At 59.1% G+C, this 15374-nt stretch carries 9 protein-coding genes; 6 read left to right on the top strand and 3 right to left on the bottom strand.

Annotated elements, in window-relative coordinates:
* Positions 1–62: 62 nt before the first annotated feature.
* From U9R81_RS12370 to U9R81_RS12360, 3 genes are all read right to left on the bottom strand, one after another.
* Positions 63–1292 (bottom strand): type I-B CRISPR-associated protein Cas8b1/Cst1, encoded by a 1230-nt coding sequence (locus U9R81_RS12370; RefSeq protein ID WP_322495755.1) that lies wholly within the window; start codon positions 1290–1292, stop codon positions 63–65.
* Positions 1293–1319: 27 nt separating this feature from the next.
* A complete protein-coding gene (locus tag U9R81_RS12365; RefSeq protein WP_322495754.1) occupies positions 1320–1616 on the bottom strand; it encodes a hypothetical protein in 297 nt (98 codons plus the stop codon).
* A 347-nt stretch (positions 1617–1963) separates the two neighbouring features.
* The gene (locus tag U9R81_RS12360; protein WP_322495753.1) at positions 1964–2347 is read right to left on the bottom strand and encodes a hypothetical protein; all 384 of its coding nucleotides are present in this window, start codon (positions 2345–2347) and stop codon (positions 1964–1966) included.
* Between the two features lie 87 nt (positions 2348–2434).
* Here U9R81_RS12360 and rlmN point away from each other — a divergent pair, with 87 nt between their 5' ends.
* The 6 genes from rlmN (at position 2435) to U9R81_RS12330 (ending at position 15334) form a co-directional block, all read left to right on the top strand.
* Entirely contained in the window at positions 2435–3532 is a 1098-nt protein-coding gene (gene rlmN / locus U9R81_RS12355; RefSeq protein ID WP_322495752.1) for a 23S rRNA (adenine(2503)-C(2))-methyltransferase RlmN, read from the top strand.
* A 69-nt stretch (positions 3533–3601) separates the two neighbouring features.
* A complete protein-coding gene (gene hisS, locus U9R81_RS12350; protein WP_322495751.1) occupies positions 3602–4918 on the top strand; it encodes a histidine--tRNA ligase in 1317 nt (438 codons plus the stop codon).
* A gap of 64 nt (positions 4919–4982) precedes the next feature.
* The gene (locus U9R81_RS12345) at positions 4983–6269 is read left to right on the top strand and encodes a DUF58 domain-containing protein (RefSeq protein ID WP_322495750.1); all 1287 of its coding nucleotides are present in this window, start codon (positions 4983–4985) and stop codon (positions 6267–6269) included.
* A 384-nt stretch (positions 6270–6653) separates the two neighbouring features.
* Entirely contained in the window at positions 6654–7712 is a 1059-nt protein-coding gene (locus tag U9R81_RS12340; RefSeq protein ID WP_322495749.1) for a cobalamin B12-binding domain-containing protein, read from the top strand.
* Between the two features lie 133 nt (positions 7713–7845).
* Positions 7846–14163: an SdrD B-like domain-containing protein gene (locus U9R81_RS12335; protein WP_322495748.1), complete on the top strand. Its 6318-nt coding sequence runs from the start codon at positions 7846–7848 to the stop codon at positions 14161–14163.
* Positions 14164–14503: 340 nt separating this feature from the next.
* Positions 14504–15334 (top strand): hypothetical protein, encoded by an 831-nt coding sequence (locus U9R81_RS12330; RefSeq protein WP_322495747.1) that lies wholly within the window; start codon positions 14504–14506, stop codon positions 15332–15334.
* The last annotated feature ends 40 nt before the right edge of the window (positions 15335–15374 follow it).

Here is a 15374-nt window from a genome sequence, read left to right as displayed (position 1 = left end):
CTTTGCGTTTGAATCCGCTGCGCCTTTGCGGAGCCGGACAGCCGTCCGGCTCTTCCGCGTCGCTACGCCTCGATCATTTCCTCTTCGCTCGGAATCGCATCGGCGTTATTGGCGATCCAATCGCGCAACTGCTCAACCATACGGATCAACACCAGATCGCGCATCAACCGCCAATCACTGCGCAGCACCTCATCTCCTTCCATAAACAGCGCCAGAAAACTATCTAGATCGAACAGTGTCTCAGCCCCACGCTTATAGCGGGTGTAGTCAATATTCGTCTTGTTTAGCAGAGTCAAAAAGTGATCACTCCGCTGCACGATAAAGAATTGGCGGAAGAAGCGTTTACCACCCTGATAGCGGGTATAATCGGCCAACTTATCGCCCAACTCCTTCAACTTCGCCACCCGATCATCGGTCATAAGCAAAACCTCCTGCACAAACAATTCAACCAGCGGCCATGAGACAAGATCGGCTTCGCGACGCGGCGAGTAATCGCGGCGCGGGTCATCATCCGACCGGCGCGGTTCGGGAATGCGCAGGAAGTAGGTGCGCACAAACCGCGCTGCCTGCGCCGGCAAGGTAAACAGGTCTTCGTACAGATAGTTGAAGCGCGGCTCTCCCGGATCGGTGGCTTTGCCCCGCTTGCCCGCCGCCGCCGGACGCTGCCAGCTCCGGTTTACCAACTCGTTCCAGATCGCGCGGTAGGCCGGCGTATCAACCGCCAGCAAAAAGCCGGTGATCTGCAACGGTAGATGGTAGATATCGAGCGATGGCGGCTGGCCGTTGTTGAAGCCGTTGTTGAAGCCGTTGTTGAAATGGTAGGCCGTTACCGTTGGCCGCCGCTCGCGCCGCACTTCTTGCTGCCTTTGGTGACGGATAATCTCGGCCAGCCTCTCGATCAGTAACGTCTTCAGGCTGCGCGGCGAACCGGGCAGCTTCTCTTCGCCAGCGGCCTGCGCTATGGTCACATCGCTCAGATTGCGCTCCAAGAAGCTCTTGGCGAAATCGATCGTCAACTGCTCGTCATCGCTATGCATCGCCAGCAAACCACCGCCAACCTTGGCGCAGCCGAGCGGCATCGCTTGCAGGGCCAAGATCGCTTCCGCCGCCATCGGCAAACCCGGATCGCCGTTAATAAAGAAGTTGATCGAATCGTCACCCTGCAACAACGGCATCTGCGCCCGCCCTACCCGGCCCGGTTGCAGCTTGCCCGACAACTCCTGCGGCGCAGCCGGCAAACCAGTAAAGAGACACATCTCGCGCGAGGCCGCCGCTTGCTCCCACTGCCGCAAATGCCGCTCGGCCCAATACTGGCGCTTCTAGCGCGCTTCGGCCTGCTTCTCCGGCGTCAAGCCGGGCCGGTCAGGGTTAAACGCCGATTGGGCAAACCATGCGTTGCTAGTAAACGCCATAGTCAAAAAGCTGCGTAACGGCTGCCGCACATAGTTCTGCTCGATGTAATTGGCAATCTGCTGAAAGTCGTTTGCGTCAAGATCGGCAAAGCAGCGCTTATTAGCAAACGCCACCATCGTCGCAAACCCCACATCAACAAATGGATGGCCGGTGTACGCTATCTGATGCACCATCGCTGTGCTCCCGCTTCCACTGTCGCTCATATCCGTCTCTGTAATGGATACCATCCCGCGATAACCAACATGAACCCTGCTAGTGTAGTATAGCATACCAACCGTTCACAAATGTAGATTTATAAGGCACAGATCAGGCAAAGGCGCAGAGATTTTTAAACGCAAAGACGCAAAGGGCGCTAAGAGCGCAAAGTGTTTTGGGGTTGCCCCCAACTCGCTTATGCCCATCACTCAACAATCCTCTGCGCTCTCTGCGTCCTTCGCGCCTTTGCGTTTGAATCCTTTGCCTCGTTTGCACCACACTCATCAGGAACATAGAAACTCCCCCTTCTCCCGCCTGCGAGAGAAGGGGGCTGGGGGGATGAGAGCTACACTGGCTAAATCGTCAACTGATACGCAGTCCCGTTCACAATCACCGTGTATTGGCCGGGGGCAAACGGCCCTTCCAGCATGACCCGTTGATCAACCAGCGGCGCTATCGCCGGGCATACCTGCGCGCCACTGTGCGTCGCGCTGACCGTGATCGTGATCGTGTTACCGTCGCGCTGCTGGGTAATGCCGGCGAAGGTCGTGCAACCATCGCCGAGGTAGCCAGTAATATGGGCTTGCACTTGCGGCGGTTTTGATTCCATCACCAGCAGATCAACCTTCTCAATCGTCACTATGCCGGGTCGCGCTGTTGGTGCCGGCGTTGCGGTGGCGCAAGCGGTCAGCAGCAACGTCAATCCAGCAATGACAAGTAACATAATCCGGTGCAACATTATCGGTTCTCCTATAGCAATCTGTCTTCAACTCTAGACGACGCCAAGCGCCGTCCAGTTCCATCGCGCCGGTCGCAACGTGGTACAATGCATAGTGCTATGGAACAACGTTGTCTGTATGACTACAACCTAACCGAACTCACCGAGTTGCTGCGCGGCTGGGGCGAGCCGGCGTTTCGCGCCCGCCAACTCTACCGCCAGCTTTACGTCAATCTCGCTGCCAGCGCCGGACAGATGACCGACTTGCCGGCAGCGTTGCGCGCGCGGCTGGCCGAAATACCGCTCTCAACATTGCGCCTCGAACGGGTGCAGATCGGCGATGAGGGCCTGACCCGCAAGGCGCTGTTCCGTTTGCCTGATGGCGCCGTGGTCGAAACGGTGCTCATGGTCTACCCCGACCGCTCAACCGTCTGCGTTTCCACCCAAGCCGGTTGCGGCATGGGGTGCGTCTTCTGCGCCACCGGCCAACTGGGCTTGCTGCGCAATCTGAGCAGCGGCGAGATCGTGGCGCAAGCGATCTGGGCATCGCAAGAATTGCGCGTGATGGGAGCCGCCGGCCCTGCTGGCCGGGTGACGAATCTGGTCTTTATGGGCATGGGCGAACCGTTCGCTAACTACGACCGCTGGTGGCAAGCGGTTGAGCGATTGCACGATCCGCAGGGCTTCAACCTCGGCGCGCGCAGCATGACCGTCTCGACCGTGGGTTTGGTAAAGGGGATCGAACGGCTGGCCGCCGAGCAGTTGCCGATCAATCTCGCCATCTCGCTCCACGCGCCCGATGATACCTTGCGCAGCGAGTTGATGCCAGTCAACCGCCACTATCCAATCGCCGAGCTGATGGTCGCTACCCGTAAGTATATTGAAAAGACGCGACGGCGCGTCTCGTTCGAATATGTACTCTTGCAGGGCAAGAACGATCACCCGCATCAAGCCATCGCCCTCGCTCGCCTACTCCGGCGCGAAGCGCCGCGCGGCCCGATGCTCTTTCACGTCAACCTGATCCCGTGGAATCCGGTGCCTGGCACGCCGCTTGGCCGTTCCGAGTGGGAACGGGTCACTGCCTTCCAGCAAATTCTGACCGATTACGGCATCCCTTGCACGGTGCGGGTCGAACGCGGGGTTGAGATTGCTGCTGCCTGCGGCCAGTTGGCCGGGCAGCAAGGGGTCATGGTACAGCTAAGCTGACGCCTCTGGAGTGCGGCAGTTCCATTGCCGCATCCTCAATAATTAATCACAGCGCAATTGAGAACACCTATGCCCGCGATTCAAAATGTCAAAGGAATGCGCGACCATCTGCCGGCTGATATGATGCTGCGGCAGTACATCGTCAACACCCTCACCCGCATCAGCGAAGCCCACGGTTTCGAGCCGCTGCAAACGCCGGTGATCGAATACGCCGAGACGCTCGAAGGCAAGTTGGGCGATGACGAGAAGCTGATCTACCGCTTTGAAGATCACGGCGGGCGCCGATTAGCGTTGCGTTATGACCAAACTGTGCCGCTGGCCCGCGTCACGGCCCAATACGCCAGCCAACTGGCGCTGCCGTGGCGGCGCTACGCCTACGGGCCGAGCTACCGCGGCGAACGGCCCGCCCGTGGCCGCTATCGCGAGTTTTATCAATTCGATCTTGATATTGTCGGCAGCGCCTCGCCGCTGGCCGATGCCGAGATCGTCGCGATTCTGTGCGAGGCGCTGGCGGCCCTTGGCTTCCCCGGTTTTGTTACGCTGCTCAACCATCGCCAGATCATCGGCGGCATCGCCCGCGTCAGCGGCTTGTCGGAAGCAGCCGCCGGCGGCGTCTACCGCGCGATCGATAAGTTTGACAAGATTGGCGCTGAGGGTGTGCACGCTGAGTTGCTCAAGTCAGGAGTGGACGAAGCCGCCGCTGACCGCATCCTCGAACTGGTGCAGATTGAAGGCACACCGGCTGAGGTGCTGGCGGCGCTGGAACAGCGCCTTGCCGGCGATGAGCGCGCGCAAGCCGCGATTGCGAATCTGCGCGCTGTGATCGCTGGCCTAACCGCGATGGGCGTGCCGGCTGAGCAGTACCGGGTTGCGCCTCGGCTGGCCCGCGGCCTCTCGTACTACACCGGCGTAGTGTTCGAGGCGATTACTCCGCACTGGCCAGAGGGTTCGCTCCTCGGCGGCGGGCGCTACGACGACCTGATCGGTCTGTTTGCCGGGCGCAACATTCCGACGGTTGGCCTCGCCTTCGGTATTGACCGCCTGCACGATGTGATGCTCGAACTCAACCTCGGCCCGCGCCCGCGCACCACTGCCGTCGCCTTTGTTACGCTGTTCGGCCCCGAACAGGTCGCCGACAGTCTGGCGCTGGCCGCCGAACTGCGCGCCGCCGGGATCAATACCCTCATCGCGCTCGAACCCGGCAACCTTGGCAAGCAATTCAAAGAAGCCGACCGGCGCGGCGTCCGCCTCGCGCTCGTGCTCGGCCCCGACGAAATCGCCCGCGGTGAAGTGGTGGTGAAAGATTTGCAGCGCGGCGAACAACGCGCCTTACCGCGCGCCGCCGTCGCCAGCCTCCTCGCCGAAGCGTTGACCGAAGGCGCGTAGGGGCATTGCGGGCAATGACCCCTCGTAGGAGTATTGCCTGCAATACCCCCACCAAAGGTATCGCATGAACTTCACTCGCCCATTGCTCATCTTGCTCCTCGCCGGCGCGAGCTATCTCGCCGCCCAAACCACCGGCCAGCGGCTCTTCTTCCACCTCAGCTACATTCTGGCCGGTCTGCCGCTGGTGGCGTTCGGGTGGACACTGCTCAATCTCTATGGTCTCAAAATCGAGCGTGAACACGCTAACTTACGCGCCAGCGTGGGCGAATCCACCCGCGAGCGGATCACGATTGAAAACCGCTGGTGGCTGCCTAAACTGTGGATCGAGCTGCAAGACGAATCAGACCTGCCGAACCACGAACCCGGCTTTGTCGCCTATTTAGGCGCTCGCGAGACAACCCGCTGGACGACGCGCACCCTCTGTACCCAGCGCGGTCGCTTCCGGCTTGGGCCAACCCGTATCATCAGCAGCGATCCGTTTGGCCTGTTTCGCTTCTCGCGCCTAATCCCCGGCAGCGGCGAGATCATTGTCTACCCGCCTACCGAAGAGCTTACCGCGTTTCGCCTCCCCGGCGCTGAATTATCAACCGGATCGAGCAGTCTGATCCGCGCCCACAGCATCACCCCCAACGTCGCCACAATCCGCGACTACCAACCCGGCGATAGTTTCAACCGCATCCACTGGCGCAGTACTGCCCGCCACGGACGGCTGATGGTCAAAGAATTTGAGCTTGACCCCGCCGCTGACATCTATCTCGTGCTTGACCTCAACGAACGGGCCGTCGTGCGCATGCCAACCGAACCAGCACCCATCGACGAACGCGCAATCGCGCCGTGGTGGCAACGCCAACCGCCGGCGCGCCGCCGTTCGCCTCCCGATTCCACCGAAGAGCATGCCGTTAACGTCGCCGCTGCACTGGCCCGCACCTTGCTAGCCCAAAACCGGATCGTCGGCTTGCTGGCGTGGAGCGAACGACTAGAAGTCATCCCTGCCGAACGCGAAGAGCGCCAACTGTGGAAGATGCTTGAACTGTTGGCCGTCGTGCGTGCGACCGGTCAACACTCACTCGCCGAGCTGCTGGTTGCCGAGGGGCAACGGTTTGGCCGCGACACCACCCTGATTATTATCACTTCTGACCTCGACCCGCGCTGGGTGACGGCGCTGCAACACCATCTCTACCGCGGCATCAGGGCCGCCGTGATCTTCATCGATCCGCTCAGCTACGGTGGCTGGAATGATCCGGAACCTTTGCTGAACCATCTGGCTGGCCTAAAGATTGATGTGTACCGGCTGCAACGCGGCGATGCGCTCACCGATGCTCTGCACCAACCGCTGGTGCTAGCGGCATAAGGACAACCCTTCCGCGTAGCGTGGGTAACGTGCGCGTATGTCATTGCGAGGACGCGCAACACCCGAAGCAATCTCCCGCTTTAGCGACGCGCATGCCTGTGCGGGTGGCTTCCATGCTCGCGTGAGATTGCTGCGCCGCGCGTGGTCAGAGCGCCGCTCTGCCCCTACGCGCGGCTCGCAATGACGACCGATCCCGCAGTGTGAGCGGGGTAGCAAGTAGAGAATTAGAGGAATGTAGCTACCAAACCCCCTTGTTATCCCCATTCGTTAACCTTGCCTTACAGTAATCATTTCTTCTCTTGTTATCGCCTTAATTTCGATTTACACTGCAAAAGAAGTTTACTGCTACAGGTTTGCCGCTCTTGTGTGCAAAGGACGACTGCAATGACTCCACCGATTCCCTCCGATTTGCAGCATCGCTACCTCGAAGCAATGCTGCAAGGCAGCGGGCGAGCGGCTGATCGCGTCGTTGAGCAGGCGCTGGCGCAAGGCATTCATGCGCCGCGCATCTATCTTGATATCTTCCAACCGACGGCCTACGAAATCGGGCGGCTGTGGCAATCAAACCGGATTGGAGTCGCCCAAGAGCATTTGGCCACCGCCATTATCGAGCGCCAGATGGGCGAGCTGCACCCCTACTTTCGGCCCAAAACGCGCCGCAACCGGCGGGTAGTGCTCGGCTGCGCGCCGGAAGAGTGGCATCGGGTCGGCGTGCGCATGGTCGCCGACTTTTTTGAAGCCGAAGGGTGGGAGGTCATCTACCTTGGTGCGGCAGTGCCTATTCCGGCGTTGATCGATGCCATCAAGACCGCCCAACCTGATCTGGTTGGCATCTCTACCTCGATGGTCTTCAATGTACCCCATCTCACCAATCTGGTGCGCTCGTTAGCCGCCGCCGATCTCGACGGCATTCCTTTAATGGTAGGAGGATTGCCGTTTACCCGCCAACCCGGCTTGCACCAAGCCTTGAACATTCAACTTAGCGCACCGAACGCCGCCGCTGCCGTCGTTGCGGCAAATAACGCCTTTCCGCCGCCAGCTCGCTTACCTTACCCAAGCCATAGCGCCGAAGCGTTACCTGCCCTTCGCGCGCACCGCCGCCAGATCATCGACCGCGCAACCGAATTGGCACTCCAACACCCTACCGACACCCTCACCTTGGGCGAACGCGCACCGGAAGTGATTCGCGCCGGGTATGAGTTTGTCACCCGCATGCTTGAGGCCGCCCTCGCCGCCAGACGAACTGAGTTGCTCGATGAGCAGATCTTGTGGGGCAACGAACGGCAGCCGCACGACGGTGTACTGCCTGAACACATGCTGCACCGGTTTGAGATCTATGACGCCGTGCTCCAGCAGCTCTTGCCGGCAGAGATCGCCGCCATTGTCCGAGAATACACTGGTAGGATGATCGCTTTGCAACGTTCATTAATCGGCCAAGAGTAATCCAGAGTTCACTCCGGTACTAAACAGTAACAGGATGAATGACCTATTGCTCCTGCTATGCTGAAAAAGTTATGATACCGTTGTTGCACTATGTATTGTAACGAGAACGCATTAGTTTGTAAGAGAGCATCGTATGGCTCACCAAGCGTTTGGTTCCCGACCCATGTGGGGCCGTAGGAAACACAGCATTTCTCTCATTCTGATCGCTCTCCTCATCTTCACCGGCCTCTTTAGCACAGTCTTGACGGTCTTTGCTGCCAGCACGTTGACCGTGCGCGTCTACCTCGATACCAACCGCGACGGTCTCGATAACGACGGGCCGGGCAACGGCATCGCCGGCGTGTTGGTTTCGGTCTACACCGCCGACAGTGTGCTCATTGGTCTCAATACGACCAACAGCGACGGCGAGGTGGTGTTTCCCGCCCTTCCTGACGGTAATTACCGGATTGAAGTCAGCAATCTCGGCGCGCGAGTAGTGTCGATTCCGGGAGCAGGCAATGCCGGGTTGCTCTCGTTTGTGACTATCTCTGGCAGTGCAGTGACGCAGCGGGTTGGCCTGCGTCCAGCAACGCCGACAGATAACGACGCGCCGGCTGGCACCCGTAGCATCGCGGCGCGGGTGTGGAACGACCTTGACGCCGACGGGATTCAAGATGCCGGCGAGCCTGCGCTGAGCGGTCTGCCAGTGTATCTGATCGATAGCCTTGGCAACGTCGTGACCGGGCCGGTCACTACCGATAGCCAAGGCCGCGCGATCTTTAACACGGCCCCAACCGGCGCTGGTTATCGATTGCGCATCTTGGCCGCTAACTTCCCAAGCGGCTATATCCTGACCCAAGCCTTTGTCAACGACGGCGCACCTAACCCCGGCATTCGCGATTCTGATGCGGTGATCATTAGCGGAAATGCCGAGGCGTCGCTGCCCAACACCGGCAGAGGCGTGAATATCGACAACATCGACATCGGCTTTGCCCGCGGCGCGGTAAGTGGTTTTGTCTGGCGCGATAACAATCGGGATGGCTTGTGGGACACTGGCGAGCCGCGGCTGAACGGGGTGACGGTACAGTTGATCAATACATCTACCAGCACAACCGTTGCGACCGTCACCACCCGCCAGCGCATCGGTTCGAGTGAGCCGGCTGACGGCGGCTTCTTCGTCTTCACCGGCGTACCGCTTGGCGCAAACTATCAAGTGGTTATTCCAGCCAGCCAATTTGCGAGCGGAGCTGTTCTCTTCGGCGCTGCCAATTCGCCCAGTGCTACCGGCGGTGATGTTGGCACACCCGATGGCGTACCCACGGCTGATGTGACTGGCCCCAGCTTCTTGCTCAATACCAGCAGCAACACCCGCACTAATCAATTCTTCGGCTTTTACAAAGGCGTGATCGGCGATTACGTCTGGCTGGATGATGATGGCGATAGCAATCAAGACGCCAGCGAAGTCGGCGTCAACGGCGTGATCGTCTTTGTTGACGACGGACGCGGCGGCGGCACAGCTAATAACGGCATCCGCGACGGCGGCGAGATCTTCACCGTTACGACCAATAATCCCAACAATGGCCAACCCGGCTACTATCTGTTCGACGATCTTCCCCTGAACGCAACGCTTACCACGTACCGGATTGCGCTCGACGAGGCGAACTTCCTGCCCGGCGGCGCGCTGGTTGGGTTGGGAACGTCAACTGGCACGGAAGCCACCAATGCCAGTAACAATCGTTATGTCTACCGCGACGCAACCATCAGCGCCGGCAGTCCAGAGCTTGTAACGGTTGACTTCGGCATGACCCGCGCCCGTATTGGCAATCGGGTGTTTGAGGATGCCAACGGCAACGGAATTTTTGACAGCGGTGAACCGGCGATCCCCGGCGTGACCGTACGCGCCTATCGCGCCAGTGATGACGTGCTCCTCGGAACGGCTGTGAGCGACGGTAGCGGCTTCTACACGATTCTCGGCCTGCCTGCTGAACCGATCTACGTCACCTTCGATGTCACGAATGCGCCCTATCCTTTCGTCGGCAGCCTCAGCCCATCTGGTACGACGGTTGATCCTACCGAGAGCACCTATGAAGATTACAGCGACCTTGACACACAAGTTTCGCCAAATGTCTGGCGGACTATAACCTTTACGCCAATTCGAGGCGCCGATAATCTTGGCGTTGATGCGGGTTTTTACCTGCCGGTAAGGATCGTAGTGCGAACTTTTGGCGAAACAGTAACGATTAACAACTCGCTCGATAGCGGCGAAACCCCTCTTGGCGGGGCAAGTGTGAACGTCACTGGCGCTGAGACAGCGTCTGGCGCCACAAGTACTCTCAGTGGCGATATTATCTTCTCACTCCGTCCCGGCTCGTATACTGTTACGGTGACACCTCCTGCTGGTTATCTGGCCTCACCCGGCAATACGGGCAGCGCCAGCCTTTACAATTTGGTCAGCCGTGATATCAGTAGTGTTGATTTCTTCTATTACCTGCCGGGCCGGGTCAGTGGCGTTGCCTTCTTTGACTCGAACGGCGACGGGCGGGCTAACAGCGGCGAGCCGCGTCTGCGCAATGTGACGGTGGAGCTGCTGGACTCCTCAAATAACGTTGAAGCAACGACAACCACTCTAAACGATGGTTCGTACAGCTTGATCAACATCTTGCCCGGCAGTTACACGGTGCGCTTCACTAACCCTGACACGACCAACTATGCCTTCATCATCGGCGGCGATAGTGATGTCACCACCGCGGGGAATGTGGCAACCAGCAGCACCGGCACGCTAACGGTGCCGTATGACGGTTCGTTGACGAACATTGACGCCGGCTTCCGCGGCCAGACAACGGTCAGCGGGCGAATTTTTGAGGATAACAACGCCAATAACCTGCAAGACGCCGGCGATACCGATCTGCCCGGCGCAACGGTAACGTTGACAGTCACAGCTGACCTACCGAACCTCGTGGCGACCTATCAGGCGACACTCGCGACAGCACCGCCGAACTACCAATTCACCGGCTTGCCCGGCGGCAATATTGGCACGATCACTTATACCATTGCTTTTGCCCCGCCAGCCGGTGGTTACGTTGCCAGCGACGCTAACGTGGGCAGCGATGATGCCATCGATAGCGATGGCCCCACTGTCACCGTGAATGGGCCGGCTCCCGGTGGTACGCTCGACTTTGATCAAGGCTATTTCCGTAATGTCACTATTCAAGCACGCGTTTTTCGCGAACCGTCGGCTGGACGCAACAATGTATGGAATAATGGCGAAAACGGTATCACCGGCGTGCGCGTCTGGCTCGAACGACCCGATAGCACCCGCGTGCTGACCGGCACAACTACCACCGGCGGCCTCGTGACCTTTACCGTCCGCCCCGGCGATTACTTGCTGAATGTGGATGAAAGCTCGACGGCGCTCAGCGGCTTATTGCCGTCATCCGGCTCAACTGCGGCAGTAGCGGTCGCTGGATCGCCATTGACAAGCGGCGGTAGTTCGCTGACCGAAACAACCCCACCCGGCACGACCAACGTCTTCGGCTTCTACACCTTTGGCACAATCAGCGGGCGCGTCTTCTTTGATGGCGCGAGCGGGCCGGCTGACAATCTCGCCACCGGTGAGCCGGGAATGATGGGGGTGACAGTGCGGCTGCTCAACGCATCGGATACAGTCGTTGCTACGACTCCCACTGATGGCAGCGGTAATTTCACAATCGCTAACGTTGAGGGCGGCAGCTACCGGCTAGAGTTTGTCAACCCGGCGCCGGACAACTTCAGCTTTGTGGCTGCCAATACTGGCGATAACAATGTGGCCGCGGTTGTAAGTAACAATGGCCGCACCGATCTCTTTACCGTCACTGATGGCTCAACCACAACTCGCCGGGCGGCGATGGTTGGGCGCAGCACGGTGAATGGCATTGCCTTCATCGACAGCAACTACGACGGCCAGCGCGTCGCTAGCGAACCACGGTTGGCTGGGGTGACAGTCACCCTGAGCGCGACCATCAATCTGGCTAACCTTACCACGACCATTACCCGCACGGCAACCACCGATAGCTCCGGCGCATACAGCGTCACCGGCCTGCCCGGCGGAGCTTCACCGAGTGAAGCGAGCTTCTCACTCACCTTCACCCCGCCGGCTGCGACGCCGCCGTATCAGGTGACGCTGGCTGATCAGGGGGATGATGCGACTGATAGCGACGGCTTAACAGAGCTGACCAACCAGACGCTCGTGCCCGACACCACCGCTAGCCGCGACCAAGGCTACTACCAGAACGTCACCGTGCGCGCCCGCGTCTTCAATGAGACGGTGACAATCAACAACAGCTTTGAAAGCGGCGAGCCGGGCTTGCGCGCAGTGACAGTGAGTGTGAGCGGGCCGGTCACGAGCAGCCAACCCACTAACCTGAGCGGCATTGTCGAATTCAGCGGCCCGCCCGGCACGTATACCTTCACGGTGCCGACGCCGAGCGGCTTTAACCGCTCGCCGGGCAATACCGGCACTGCTAGCATCGGGCCACTGTTGAGCGGCGCAACTCCCGATCCGGTTCCCTTCGGCTATTACCGTCCGGCTCAAATCACCGGTACAGTCTGGTTTGACACTAATAGCAACGGTCTGATCGATAGCGGCGAGCCGGGGATGGAAACCATCAGCGTGCGATTGGTCGGCAGCGGCAGCGGGCCAAGCGCCCCGGTCACAACCGATGCCAACGGCGCATTCTCGATCACCAGTATCGAACCGACCGGTCTGACCAACGCGACCTACCAGCTCTGCGTCACGGTGCCAACCGGTTTTGTCTTCACTACCCGCGGCACAACCTTGACCGATGACAATAACAGCGATGTCGATCCAACCACCAGTTGCACGGCCAGTTTCACTGTCGCATCGAATGCAGCGATCACCTTTATCGACGCTGGCCTGCGCGGCGCTTTGTCGATTGGCGATCTAGTGTGGGAAGATGCGAACGGCAATGGCATTCAAGATAACAGTGAGCAGGCGCTCGACGGCGTGACGGTGACGGTGCAGGTAGCGACGAGTGGCGGCGTGATCAACTCGAGCAATCCTGCATTTACCTTCAGCGCCGTTTCAACCGCTGCCAGCGGCTTGAACCCCAACTACACGATCGGCAACATCCCGCCGGGCAGCACGGTCACGATCCAGTCGGTGAGCCGGTTTGGCTATCTGCTCTCCCCTGCCAATCAGGGTGGCAACCCGGCAACCGATAGCGATGCCGTCGGTGGGAGCTTCACCCTCAACGTGAGTACAACCGCAGTTGACTTCGGTCTCTACCGCACCACTGCGATCGGCGACACGGTCTGGTTCGATGCCAACGGCAACGGCCTGCGCGATGCAGGCGAGCCGGGTATCCCCGGATTGACCATTGCCCTGCGCGATGGCAGTGGTAACACTATTACGACCACCCAAACACTGGCTAACGGCAGTTATGCTTTCAACAATCTGACGCCGGGTGTCTACTCGCTGCAGCTGACGTTGCCGGCTGGCTATGCGACGACCAATAACGGCAGCGGATCAGTGACGACCAATGATGACAACGATTTCCGCAATGACGGCACAACTGCCACCTTTACGCTGGCGAGTGGCCAAGCGCTCGCTAGCATCGACGCCGGTCTACGCGGCGCCGGCGGCGTCAGCGGTATCGTATGGTTCGATACAAATGAGAACAACCAGCGCGATCCAAGCGAAACCGGACGGCTAGCCGGCGTGCAAGTGACGGTTACATATACGCCTACGTTGCTGCCCGGCTATTCGCAAACGGTGCAAACCACGACCGCTGCCAATGGAGCATACAGCGTGACGGGCTTGCCGCCGGGAGAAGTGACCGTTACCTTCACCAACCTGAGCGGTTATTTGCCGGCCCAACCCAACATCGGTGACGATGCCACTGACAGCGATGGCCCGGTTGTCACCTTTACTCTTGCAGCCGGCCAACAAGCGGTTGATATGGGTTACTACCAGCGGGTGCAGGTCTTCTTGCCCATGACCATTGTGCAAATCCCGCCGGATCTGATTGTCAGCATTCAAGCTACTCCAGCCAGAGCAAACGCCGACACGCCGGTGCGATACCAAGTGACGGTCACGAACATCGGGCGTAAACCGGCGAGCAATTTCTGGGTCGATCTCTATATCAACCCATCGCGTCCGCCAGAGGTCAACGAACCGTGGAATGAGCTAGCGCGGCAAGGGTTAGCATGGTACGTTGAAAGCACGCTCCAACCCGGTCAGAGTGTGACCCTGAACAGCTTCCCCCGTAGCCCAACGAATCCATTTGGCTACGATCCGGCAGCCAGCTCGCCGACGTGGAACGGCCGGCTACCGCGTGGGGTCAATACGATCTACGTCTATGTTGATAGCTGGAACCGCAGCCCCGATGGCAGCCAAGGCAGCCCCTTCGGCGCCGTGGAAGAGGTGAATGAAACCAACAACCGGGCTCAAGTAACAGTCATAATCAGTGATTGATGGGCGATAGGCAAAGTGATACCGGCATGGAACAATGCTTAACCACGCTGGTATCACCTTCGCCATGATTGCGGCAGTACACAGCCGCACTCCAAGAAAGGATGGCAGGTTTTACGCCGTAGCATACTTGCACAATGATTTGATCGCACTCAAGCGCGTATTTCGTTACGCTTGAGGATAGCAACAAAACCATGATACTACTTACGCGACCAATTATTTGCGAACCGAAAAACAATATTATCGTGTGCAACAGAGATATTTTTTGCTATAATGGTAATCACGGCGATGGTTAGGTGCGTTCGCTGAGTAGAAATTGCGCCAAACACGCAAGGAGTTGCATATGCAACGTCGAATGATGAGCTACAGCATGATAATCTGCGGTGTGCTTGCAATGGTCATTGGGTTTACCCTCTTGCCACTGCCGACGCCATCAACCGCCGCGCCAGCGCTGCAACCGTCGCCACGCCCGACCATTCCACCGGTGACGATTGTACCGGCAAGTTCGCCCACCCCTCTGCCGATGGGTCGCGTCACCGGCACCATCATTGATCTGCGCACACATGCGCCAGCGGCCCAGATTGCGGTCAAGATCGGTGATGCGGTTGTGTATAGCGATCAAAATGGCAATTACGATCGTTGGGTAGAGTCCGGTTTCTATACCCTTGCCCTGCAACTTACCGACGAGCAAGGATCGCCAGCGCAGGCGCCGTTAACGATTGCGGTCGGCCCCGGCGATACAGTGGTTGCCCACCTGTTCTTCACCAGTCCGGGTCAAGCCGAATCAGCAGCGCCGGCTTTCACAATCGAAGCGCCGACCGCGGTACTGACCGTTGCGCCAGTAGCGGTGATGCCTGAACTGCCGGCGGTGATTCCGCCTAAGCTGCCATATACTGGCGTTGCCGATGAGCCTGCTGCCGCCACGAGCCAGCAACCCGCCCACTTGCCGCGCACAGCAACGACGATCCCGTTTAATGCCCAGTTCTGGTTTGTAATTGGGTTTCTCTTGCTAGCGGGCGGGCTTGGGCTTCAGTTCTGGCCCAGCCGGCGGCCAGCAATCCCCGCGCCGGCAGATGAGCAATTCCTTGCCAAGCTGCTCAATACCCCGCCGCCAGCGACCGATGAGGAGTTGCTGCGTACATTGTTGACGGGGCAAGGCTCATCTGAGAAGTAATATGAACTGATGAAACGTGGACGGGCAGGTTTGCAACCTG

This window comes from Chloroflexus sp. (genome assembly GCF_034435895.1).
GTDB lineage: Bacteria > Chloroflexota > Chloroflexia > Chloroflexales > Chloroflexaceae > Chloroflexus.
The sequence above is the reverse complement of the archived record's forward strand: the minus strand, read 5'-3'. Positions and strand labels throughout refer to the sequence as shown.

Excerpts from the sequence above, each read along its gene's own strand:
- U9R81_RS12365 (WP_322495754.1), bottom strand. The coding sequence starts at position 1,616 with ATGAGCGACAGTGGAAGCGGGAGCACAGCGATGGTGCATCAGATAGCG.
- U9R81_RS12360 (WP_322495753.1), bottom strand. The coding sequence starts at position 2,347 with ATGTTGCACCGGATTATGTTACTTGTCATTGCTGGATTGACGTTGCTG.
- rlmN (WP_322495752.1), top strand. The coding sequence starts at position 2,435 with ATGCATAGTGCTATGGAACAACGTTGTCTGTATGACTACAACCTAACC.
- hisS (WP_322495751.1), top strand. The coding sequence starts at position 3,602 with ATGCCCGCGATTCAAAATGTCAAAGGAATGCGCGACCATCTGCCGGCT.
- U9R81_RS12345 (WP_322495750.1), top strand. The coding sequence starts at position 4,983 with ATGAACTTCACTCGCCCATTGCTCATCTTGCTCCTCGCCGGCGCGAGC.
- U9R81_RS12340 (WP_322495749.1), top strand. The coding sequence starts at position 6,654 with ATGACTCCACCGATTCCCTCCGATTTGCAGCATCGCTACCTCGAAGCA.
- U9R81_RS12335 (WP_322495748.1), top strand. The coding sequence starts at position 7,846 with ATGGCTCACCAAGCGTTTGGTTCCCGACCCATGTGGGGCCGTAGGAAA.
- U9R81_RS12330 (WP_322495747.1), top strand. The coding sequence starts at position 14,504 with ATGCAACGTCGAATGATGAGCTACAGCATGATAATCTGCGGTGTGCTT.